The organism is Blautia faecis (assembly GCF_020554845.1).
GTDB lineage: Bacteria > Bacillota > Clostridia > Lachnospirales > Lachnospiraceae > Blautia_A > Blautia_A faecis.
The window spans coordinates 1-311 of sequence record NZ_JAJCIA010000112.1 but is presented as its reverse complement, the minus strand read 5'-3'; the positions used below and the strand labels follow the sequence as shown (position 1 = coordinate 311).

At 47.9% G+C, this 311-nt stretch carries 1 protein-coding gene; it reads right to left on the bottom strand.

Annotated features, from left to right (window positions below; translation table 11 throughout):
- On the bottom strand, positions 1-311 hold a 311-nt coding region (locus tag LIZ66_RS18440; protein WP_227201189.1), incomplete at both ends, for a LysR family transcriptional regulator.

The window sequence follows — 311 nt, the reverse complement described above, 5'->3', positions numbered from 1 at the left end:
TATCCAGCAGGAAAATATTGAGGGCAGTTTCACTGGCACCGATGGCTACACTTCCATGGGATAATCCGGAGCTGTCTGCCAGCTCCTCTTCTGCTGCCTGAAACTGCTCCATTGCACTTAGCACATGGGTATAAAGCCGTTCTCCTTCCGGAGTGAGCTGTACGCCGCGGTTGGTACGGATAAATAAAGTGGTATTCAGCTGTTGTTCCAGACAATTCATGGCCCGGGTAATATTCGGCTGGCTGTTGTTTAACGTCTGGGCCGCCTTGGTAAAGTTGTGGTATTTTGCCACATAATAAAAGATCTTATAA